Origin of the sequence: Nocardia sp. NPDC059154, from assembly GCF_042755705.1 — a bacterium.
In the GTDB taxonomy this organism is placed as follows: Bacteria; Actinomycetota; Actinomycetes; order Mycobacteriales; family Mycobacteriaceae; genus Nocardia.
The window spans coordinates 52,064-61,205 of record NZ_JBHZCS010000018.1 but is presented as its reverse complement, the minus strand read 5'-3'; the positions used below and the strand labels follow the sequence as shown (position 1 = coordinate 61,205).

12 protein-coding genes are annotated in these 9,142 nt (G+C 65.3%); 7 read left to right on the top strand and 5 right to left on the bottom strand.

Features of this window, described 5'->3' with window-relative positions; translation table 11 throughout:
• Positions 1-107 precede the first annotated feature (107 nt).
• A complete protein-coding gene (locus tag ACFXN1_RS17575) occupies positions 108-524 on the bottom strand; it encodes a DoxX family protein (protein ID WP_379404310.1) in 417 nt (138 codons plus the stop codon).
• A 243-nt stretch (positions 525-767) separates the two neighbouring features.
• On the opposite strand from ACFXN1_RS17575, the gene ACFXN1_RS17570 reads away from it, so the two are divergent.
• From ACFXN1_RS17570 to ACFXN1_RS17545, 6 genes are all read left to right on the top strand, one after another.
• Positions 768-1,112, top strand: coding sequence for an SDR family NAD(P)-dependent oxidoreductase (locus ACFXN1_RS17570; RefSeq protein ID WP_379442819.1), 345 nt, complete (start codon positions 768-770; stop codon positions 1,110-1,112).
• A gap of 441 nt (positions 1,113-1,553) precedes the next feature.
• Entirely contained in the window at positions 1,554-2,372 is an 819-nt protein-coding gene (locus ACFXN1_RS17565) for a class I SAM-dependent methyltransferase (RefSeq protein WP_379404312.1), read from the top strand.
• A gap of 185 nt (positions 2,373-2,557) precedes the next feature.
• Positions 2,558-3,649: a D-alanyl-D-alanine carboxypeptidase family protein gene (locus ACFXN1_RS17560; protein WP_379442818.1), complete on the top strand. Its 1,092-nt coding sequence runs from the start codon at positions 2,558-2,560 to the stop codon at positions 3,647-3,649.
• Positions 3,650-4,001: 352 nt separating this feature from the next.
• The gene (locus tag ACFXN1_RS17555; RefSeq protein WP_379442817.1) at positions 4,002-4,418 is read left to right on the top strand and encodes a MerR family transcriptional regulator; all 417 of its coding nucleotides are present in this window, start codon (positions 4,002-4,004) and stop codon (positions 4,416-4,418) included.
• A gap of 35 nt (positions 4,419-4,453) precedes the next feature.
• On the top strand, positions 4,454-4,789 hold the full coding sequence (gene trxA, locus ACFXN1_RS17550) for a thioredoxin (protein ID WP_379442815.1): 336 nt from the start codon (positions 4,454-4,456) through the stop codon (positions 4,787-4,789).
• A gap of 212 nt (positions 4,790-5,001) precedes the next feature.
• Positions 5,002-5,454, top strand: a complete 453-nt coding sequence (locus ACFXN1_RS17545) for a hypothetical protein (protein ID WP_379442814.1) — start codon at positions 5,002-5,004, stop codon at positions 5,452-5,454.
• A gap of 114 nt (positions 5,455-5,568) precedes the next feature.
• Here the strand turns inward: ACFXN1_RS17545 and ACFXN1_RS17540 are convergent, their stop codons facing one another.
• From ACFXN1_RS17540 to ACFXN1_RS17525, 4 genes are all read right to left on the bottom strand, one after another.
• Entirely contained in the window at positions 5,569-5,991 is a 423-nt protein-coding gene (locus tag ACFXN1_RS17540) for a nuclear transport factor 2 family protein (RefSeq protein WP_379442812.1), read from the bottom strand.
• Between the two features lie 275 nt (positions 5,992-6,266).
• Positions 6,267-6,983, bottom strand: a complete 717-nt coding sequence (locus tag ACFXN1_RS17535; protein ID WP_379442825.1) for a cation transporter — start codon at positions 6,981-6,983, stop codon at positions 6,267-6,269.
• Complete coding sequence (locus ACFXN1_RS17530) at positions 6,983-7,312, bottom strand: ArsR/SmtB family transcription factor (protein WP_379442811.1); 330 nt, start codon at positions 7,310-7,312, stop codon at positions 6,983-6,985. The genes ACFXN1_RS17535 and ACFXN1_RS17530 overlap by 1 nt, the downstream gene beginning before the upstream one ends.
• Before the next feature lie 190 nt (positions 7,313-7,502).
• Complete coding sequence (locus tag ACFXN1_RS17525; protein ID WP_379442810.1) at positions 7,503-7,625, bottom strand: hypothetical protein; 123 nt, start codon at positions 7,623-7,625, stop codon at positions 7,503-7,505.
• Positions 7,626-8,331: 706 nt separating this feature from the next.
• On the opposite strand from ACFXN1_RS17525, the gene ACFXN1_RS17520 reads away from it, so the two are divergent.
• On the top strand, positions 8,332-8,925 hold the full coding sequence (locus ACFXN1_RS17520; RefSeq protein ID WP_379442808.1) for a hypothetical protein: 594 nt from the start codon (positions 8,332-8,334) through the stop codon (positions 8,923-8,925).
• Positions 8,926-9,142 lie beyond the last annotated feature (217 nt).

Below are 9,142 nucleotides of genomic sequence, written 5' to 3'. Positions count from 1 at the left end.
CGATATTGCTGAACACAGTGTCTATTTTGCCTTCCGCTTCGCTCCAGGCGGTTCGGGGGCCCTTTTCCCCCGTCCTTCCCCCCCCCCCCCCCCCCCGCGACATTCAGCTACGCCCACTGACCGGGCCGAAGCACGTCCATCCAGTGAGTCGGCCATGTCGCGAGGGCCACGATCACCATGATGACCAGGTGCACCGGTGCCGCGAAACTCTCCTTGGGCCCGTGGTGATTGATGATGTGTGTGACCACGGCGCCGGTCAGCACCAGGATCAGCACCGCGGCGCCGAGGAATCGAGCCTCGTGGAACGGAATCACCAACAGCAGCGCACACACCCCCTCGATCCCGCCGACCACAAACCGGAACCAGGCGGGCCACCCCCACTCCGCGAACTTGATCGAGTACGCGGGCCCGAAAAACGTCGGCCCGGGCCAGAACTTGGTCACCGCCCCCATCATGAACTCGAGGGCGAGGAACCACAGGAAACCGGTCGCGACCCATCCGGGCCAGGTGTGAGCGATAGTCATACCGCCATGACCACCCGCACGGCTGAAATGTGACACGCCCAGTGTGCAGGCGAGATGGGTTCGCCACCTACGCTCGAATACCGCAGAGAAGACGCGTAGCCGGCGCTTGACTCGTGCGAGTGGAGCGAGACGATTGTGCCGGGCCGGGTAATGAGCGTGGCGTGATGCCGGCGGCGGGACGGTGCCGGGCATCTCAGGTTGGGACCACCATCACCGCAGATTCTGGATCAAAGGCAGGCGGACATGAGCGACGTCTTCGGAATTGCAGGTAAGACAGCATTGGTCACGGGCTCGGGGCGGAATATCGGGCGGGCGATCGTGCTCGAGCTGGCCGGCTGCGGCGCGAACGTCATTGTCAACACCCGCAGCGATCAGGGGGAAGCCGACTCGGTGGCCAAAGAGGCCGCGGATCTCGGCGTCGGCTCCCTGGTGGTGATAGGTGACGCCGCCGACAAGGCGACCGTGGAGCGGATGCGGACCCAGGCCGAGGCGACATTCGGCGGCGTGGATATCTACGTCAGCAACGCGGCCCGACGGCTTACAAGGACTTCTTCGAGATCACCGATGAGGAATGGCACTACCACCTGAACCAGCAACTCACCGCCTCGTGGTACCTGGCCAAAGCGTTCGTACCCGGCATGCGCGAGCGCGGCTGGGGCCGGGTGGTACACATCAACGGCGAGGATGGCTGGCTGGGCGGGCTGGACCCGCGTCCCCCACTCGGTCGGCAAGGGCGGCCTGCGCACCCTGACCAAGTCGCCGATAGCGATCGTCGCGGCGGAGGGCCTCGGTGCTGGTGTTCCGTTGGTCGGGGGGGGTCTTACGGAACACCAGCCGAGGGCGATGCATCAGATGCGACATCCGTCCATCTGATGCAAGCGTCGAATGTGTTGGTCTTTTCTCTTCTTACGTATTAGGTCGGCCGGAGGTTCACACGCGACAGATCCGGCAAAGGCGAGCAGTCGGTGGTTCGGAACAGGTGTCGGCGGTAGCATCCCGTGCCGTGAGTGGCGATCCGAGGCCGGGTCCGTGACCACGGCCGGACGCGGGGACGCGTCCTTCACCGGGTCGATCCCCGAGATTTACGACAGCCTGCTGGTTCCGATGATCTTCGCGGAACCAGCTCGGCTACTTGCGGAATCGGTGGCCACGGCAGACGCCGTCGACATCCTCGAAACGGCTGCCGGGACCGGGGCGCTGACGAGGGAACTCGCCCGGTTGGGCGGTCACAACATCGTGTCAACCGATCTGAACGAACCCATGGTGACAGCGGCCGCAGCCCGGCTCGTTTCCGAACGGGTGCATTGGCAGGTGGCGGACGCCCAGAGCCTGCCGTTCCCCGACTGCTCCTTCGATGTGGTCGCATGCCAATTCGGTGCAATGTTCCTGCCCGACAAGGTACGCGGATACGCCGAGGCGCTCCGGGTGCTGCGCCCGAATGGCATATTCGCCTTCAACGTCTGGGACCGGATCGAGAACAACGCCGTACCCCTTGTCATCACCGGGGCACTGTGCGCGGCGGCACCCGACGAGCCGCTCGAGTTCTTCCGCCGCACGCCCTACGGATATTTCGACATCGACCGAATCCGCGGCGAACTCGAAACGGCCGGATTCGACCGAATCACCGGTGAATACATCGAGGGTTCCAGCCACTCCACGCCGGAGACCGGTGCGGTGGCGTTCTGCCAGGGAACCCCGCTGCGTGGCGAAATCGAACGCCACTCGTCCCTCGACGTCGAATCCGCAACCGCGATCGCAACCACGGAATTACGCCGGCGATACGGGCCGGGCGAGTTCGACGCGCCAATCCGATGGCTGCAGATCACAGCCCGGCGGCCAGCCGATTGAGCAGCATTCCGCCGCAACCTGCCCTATGCCGAAACCGACACGCCCACCGCTTCCTCGCGGCACCGATACCGCCAGAGCGCCATTCGCTCTGCAGCATGGCTCACCCGGCACCGAATCGATCCGATACCTCTGGCCGGCGAATTGAGATCAGAGACAACGAAACTCGGCATCGACGGAACCAGGACATGCGCAATCGGCGGCGACTCGAACAGGCCGGCTCACACCGTCGAGCGGGCGGGCACAAGCGAGAATTGCGGCGCCGAAGCACCTCGTTAGCTATACGTCCGCTACGGCCCGAGTATCGCGACAATCCCGGCAATGAAATCCCTGAGATCAAAGGGGTTGAAAGGCAGAATGTCGCCATGCCCACATTTGCTAGATTGTTGCAGACTGCCGTCGCAGGGGCGCTGGTTGTGGCGGTCAGTCATGGCGTCGCGGCCGCTCCCGCCGCGAGCGCCCCGAATGGCCTGTTGCCCTGGCCGAGTTCCGAGCCGGACGGAATACAGGCGCCGGGGGCTGAACTGGCAGACGGAATTACCGGCACGATGCTGTGGTCGCGGGAGCCGAACACGCCGGTCCCGATAGCCAGCATCGCAAAGGTGATGACGGCACTGGTCGTGATCGATGCCGGCGACCTCGACCGGACTGTCACCGTGCCGCAGGAGGCCATGTCCTATTGCGCCCGGAACGACGGAAGCAGCGCAGGCCTGGTCCCCGGCGAAGTGTTCACCACACGACAGGCCCTGTACGCGATGATGCTGCCTTCCGGCTGCGACGCCGCTTATACCCTGGCCGATGCCTACGGGCCCGGCCAAGACGGCTTCATCGCCAGAATGAACAACACCGCGGGGCAAATGGGCCTGACGGAAACACATTTCACCGATCCCAGCGGACTGCCCTCCCCCGACGACTACGCCACCTACTCCACACCGGCGAACCTGGTGGCCCTCGGCCTGCGCGCGATGAGCCTGCCGGCGTTCCGCGAGATCGCCGGGTCGGAGAGCTATCACCTGCCCGCCGGCCCGGGTAATCGTGAGCACCACTGGCAAACCACGAATCTGCTGCTGCGTGAGTATCCCGGCACCATCGGCATCAAAACCGGATCCACCGACGCCGCAGGAGCCTGCCTGCTGTTCGAGACGGTGCGGGCTGGAATACCGCTGATCGGTGTGGTCCTGCACAGCTCACCCGGCAGCGGCCGCGCCGCGAAGGAAGACGCTGAGCGCCTGCTGAACTGGGCCTACGACCCCGTCTTCAGCGCGCTGCCGATCCGTTAGCGCCGAATACCGCAGGCCACCTGCGGATCCCGGCCACATGAACGCCAACGGCCCGAAATCGACTCGGACCGTTGGTGTTCCACGGCATCGGCAGGCGTCACCTTCGTACCGCCAGGTCACGGTAGCCCGTCACCCGCGGCAAACATCCTTCGGAGGACCTCCGATACCCGGTACGCGACTCCGTCGTCGACCAGATATCACGATCCCACGGCAACAATGTCGTTGAGCCATGAGTAGTTCCGCTGATCTATGAATCCTGCAGCAGGAAGCAGAGGTACGCGCATCAGCGGCTGGCGCTCCGAGGGGTGCTCGGGCTTGCCTTGACGCCGAGGTCAATGTTTACGGTCGAGGCATGAGGATCGGCGAGTTGGCGAAGCAGGCGGGGACAACGACACGTGCGTTGCGGTTCTACGAATCGCAAGGGTTGATCACGGCAGGGCGTGAGGCCAACGGGTACCGGGAGTACAGCGATGCCGATGCCCGGATGGTCGAAGAAATTCTGGCACTGCAGGCTGTCGGGTTCAGCCTGGAGGACACGCGGCCGTTCGTGGAGTGTTTGCGGGCAGGCCATGAGGCCGGAGACGCGTGTTCCGATTCGATCGACGTATACCGCCGCCGTCTCGCCGAAGTCGACGCTCTGATGGATCAGCTCACCGCCTTGCGCGCGGCCTTGACGGACAAACTTGTGGCGGCACAGGCCAGGCAGGCCGATTCATGCTGTGGCGGTGTCGAATTGGCATCGGATCTGTGTGAAGCGAAGGAATCGTGATGTTGTCGAACGATGTTGGGTCCGAGCTGAAAGTCGTGACCGACGAGACCTTCGAGCGCGAGGTACTCGAACACCCGCGACCGGTGCTGGTCGAGTTCGGGGCCGAATGGTGCCCACCGTGTCGAATGGTTGCACCCGTCCTGGCCGCCATCGCTCGTGAGCGCGCTGACGTGCTCAGCATCTACAAGGTCGACACTGATGAAAACCCTTCCGCCACAGCCACTTACCGAGTCATGTCGGCGCCGACCCTCATCCTCTTCCGGGGCGGTCGGCCGATCCTCACCATGGTCGGCGCGCGCTCCAAGGCCAAGCTTCTGTCCGAGCTCGACCATGCGCTCGCTTCTGCCCCTCGGAATCCTGAAGGCTGGTAGGCGCAGGCGTTCGGCACGGATTTCGACGCGCCGGACGGGTTGACTCCGCGCGGCTGCCGGGCGCACCATCAGCGCACTGCTGCTCAGGGTGGGAAGGGGTTTGCCGTGACCGACAGCCATCAGGAGTTCTTCGATCATCTCGACTGGTTCGATGAGGGCCACTGGCCGCGCATCCGGATATCTTCAGTTCGTCCATGCCCGGATTGACTTCTGTGCCAGTCGCTTTGCCGCCCATCGACGTGGATCCGCCGCTGCATCACGACTTCCGGGCGTTCCTCAACGGTCCGTTCTCGCGGTCGGCGTTGCAACGATACGCGCCGGTGGTGCAGCAGCTCGCCGACGAACTCATCGACCAGTTCGCCGACCGCGGGGAGGTCGAGTTCGTCAGCGAGTTCGCGATCCCGTTCACCGCGGGCGCGCTGGCGAAGATCGTGCTCGACGACGACAACCAGGAGCGGCTGGCGCGCGCGGTCGATGCCGTCACCCAGGTGTCGGTGCAGAACACGCCCGAAAGTTTCGCCGCCGTCGCGGCATTGGCCGCCGAGCTCATGGCCGAACGCGAGGCCGCGCCGCGCGCGGATCTGCTGCAGTCCATCGTCGATGCCACCGTCGCCGATGGCCGACGCCGCGGGTGGTGTCGAGCCCGCCCAGCAGCAGCACGGTGACCACGCCGAGCCGTTGGCACCGAAGTGCACCGGTCGGTCGGCATCAGCGTCGGCGCACCTCGCGAACTACACCTGCGCTTCGACCCCGTCACGCCCTGACGTCCGGAGTGCCGCCTAGGAGCGGCCGAACACCTCGTGGGTCCCGACCTTATGGGTGACCTCTTGCCGCCAGCCCACGATCCGCCACCCATCCGAGGTGTAGGCAGCCTCGGCGTGGTACCAACCGAACACTTCGAACATGAGATCCGGTCGATTCGCACCGATGTGGTGGACCCGCATCTTCGCCGACATCGTGGCACGCTCGCCGTCAACAGTCGCTTGCTCATGCCCCATCAAATGCTGTGTGGGACCGCACTTGTCGAGGTATCCACGAATCATCCTGACGAGATTGTCTCGGCCGTCGACGATTTCAGCCCCCGCATAGTCCGCCTTCACATCGGGCGCGAACACGTCGTCGAGGCCCGCCCAGTCCCGCCGGTCGAGCGCATCGGCATACCTGTGAAGCAGGGCGATAACTGCGTGCCGTTCGCTGGTCATTGCCGGACCGTAACGGCCGAACCCACGTCCCGACTGGTGGTCGTCTCGCTGATCGGGACGATCACCTGGACCGACAACCGAATGAGTCCACAGGCCAACCAAGCGGTCGATACCCGCTCGCGCCGCTTCCCGCGCCGCCCGAACGGGCAACACTGGCCGTCGAAAGGTCGACCTGTCCGAGGAGATACTGCGCATTGCCCGCGACCAGGTACCGGCCGACGACGAATCCTATTGCGGCGGACAATGTTCATCGGTTGGGCCTGGCAGATTGCGGGTCAGTCGTCGCAGCAAGCGCGGTCGTGCGCGGCGGTGCCAGGGTTCGTGGTGAACGCTGCCGATGACGGGCAGCAGGTGTCGCCGCGCCGGGCGTTGATGCCTTCCTTGACCGCGATACCGGCGATGACGAGTGCGGCGATCGGGTCGGCCCACGACCACCCGAACAGGCTGTTGAGCAGCAGCCCCACCAACAGCACCGCCGACAGGTAGGTGCACAGCAGCGTCTGCTTGGAATCAGCCACCGCAGCAGCGGATCCGAGTTCACGCCCGGCGCGGCGCTGGGCCCACGACAGCACCGGCATCACCGCCAGGCTCACCGCTGCCAAGATGATGCCGATCGGGGAATGCTCCGCCGCACCGACCCCGAGCAAGCCGCTGATCGCGTCGACGCTGACGTAGGCAGCCAGGGCGAAGAACGAGAACGCGATGACCCGCAGCGCGACCCTCTCCCGCTTCTCCGGATCGCGGCCGGCGAACTGCCACGCGACCGCAGCACCAGAAGACACCTCGATCACCGAGTCCAACCCGAACCCGATCAACGCCGTCGACGACACTCGCGCGCCTTCACTCAGCGCGATGATCGCCTCGACGACGTTGTAGGTGATCGTCGCGGCCACGAACCAGCGAATACGACGCGCCAGCAACGCCCGCCGCTGCGACGCGGGCCCCACCGCCACCGCCGCAGGCAGCGACGGCATTCCCAGCGACTGCGACATCAGCAGCACCCCTCGGAGCCCGAGTCCGGGCAGCACGCCGGATCGACGGCCAGCACCAGCCCCGTCAGATCATCGAGAGCCCGCCCGATCCGAGCGTCGGCCAGCTCATATCGCGAGCGCCGCCCTTCCGGCACCGCCACCACCAGCCCGCAACCCCGCAGGCACGCAAGGTGATTCGACAGAATCTGACGCGACACCCCGATCTGCTCGGCCAGATCGGACGGATACGCCGGCGCCCGGCGCAGGCTCAACAAGATCTGGGTGCGAGTGGGGTCCGACAAGGCGTGCCCGAAGCGGGCCAGCGCATCGCGATGCAGCAGGGTATCCACACCGTGATAGTACAGCAGAATCTGTATTCAGAAAATCATGAATCGTGAGAAGGCGCGACCAACGCAAGCTCATACCGCGAGCCGCCCGCTGCGGAACGGCGATGAAGGGCCCCAAAGATCAACGGGCAGAGGCCATCCAGAGCCGCAGGGCAGTGCACTACTTTGCCGATGAGCGTGTGGGTCCGAGTGGTCATTCAGTGAGGAACTGGTGTAGTTCTGTAGCGACGAGGTCGCGGTCGGCGGTTTCGCTGAACAGAGTTGCCAGTGCTGCGGAGGGGCGGTTGGCATCGAGGTAGCGCTCGGTTCGTTCCATCCAGCTGATTGCCACAGATCCGTCAACTCGCAATCTACGAACCGGCGCTGGCCGTCGACGGTGGACAACTGCACTCTGAGCGCTGTCGCGAGGGCGATCAGCCCACCCGAGCTCAGACCGAACATCTGTGTCGCACCGGTTTTCAGCATGAGGGCGGTGAGGTCGCCGACCTCGGTGTCCAGACTGTGCACGGCCGCAGCGCCCGATGCCGCACCGCTCTTGCCCGATGTCGCGGTTGTGCGGCTCATTCCGCGCCCGCGGCGGTCCGGAAGGTGCGGGGCATGCGATGACGACGACTCCCAACTCGCCAATACCGGGTCGGCAGGGCCGACCTCGACGCCGAGGCAATCGAGAAGCCTTTGGGGCGCATGACCGATATCGCGCCCCTCGCCTCTGCCGCCCGGGCGGTGTTCGGCGACCCGGGCGTGCACGCGGTCGTGCGGTCCGGCGCACTGTGCACGCGGTCAGCCTCGGCCAATGGGTCGAGGGCGAGGAAGTACCAGAGCTGTTGTGTCACACCGGGGTCGTCGGGTGGTCCCCGACTGCGCTGGAACCGACCTGTGCGGAGGTCACCTGCGCTCGCTGCCTACGCAAGATCGGCGGATCGGTCTCGTCAGCGCGTCAGCTTCCGCCAGGGACCGACAGTGCGCCTCCACCGTCGGCCGGCTCGGGTATGGGCGTCGGTCCCTGGTGGCAGGATGCAAGTGTGGGTGACTATTTCGAACGAGTCGTCGACCTCGATGTGACCTCGGCGGACGCGAGCATGTTGGCCGAGCACATGGTGGACTGGATGGTATCGAGGCGATGGCTGCTTCGGGAGAATTCACGCGACGCGATGTACAGCCTCCAGGTCGACGAAGGCTATGTGCCAGGCCCCGACTGGCCGCAGATCACCCAGGAATGGGGCGCCGACTGGATCCCCGGCCCCGTTGCCGTCATCGTCGGACGCCACGACCATTACGCCGGACAGGGCGGCATCGAACCGTCCTCCGCGGTATGCCCACGCTGTCAGGACACCACCGTGATCATCGACTACCCGCAGCAATGGGAAGCCGATCCCGCTGTATGGCAGCCGTTCTCGGACGCCATCAACGCTTGGAAACAAACAGGCACCGGCGCAGCAATCTGCCCCTCCTGCACCACACCGAGCCCCATCACCACCTGGCAATGGGCAGACAACTTCGCCCTAGGCAGCCTCGCCTTCGACTTCTGGGGTTGGCCGCCCCTCACCGAGGACTTCATCACCGAATTCGCCGGCCGACTCGGGCACCGAATCGAACACCACACCGGCAAGTTCTGAACCGAGGCTTCCGGCAATCAGCTGAGCGCAGCGCGGTGACGATCGAACTCGGCACGGAGACCACCTTCCCGGTACAGGCCGCCGCCATGCCCGCGCGGCACACTGCGCGACGCAATGGACCGCCAGCCCGGCTGAGGTAGATCGGTTCGCCGATTCGACCGGATTCATCCGCAGCGCGGGATATGAAATAGGCCGACGCGCGTCTGTCACCCGAACG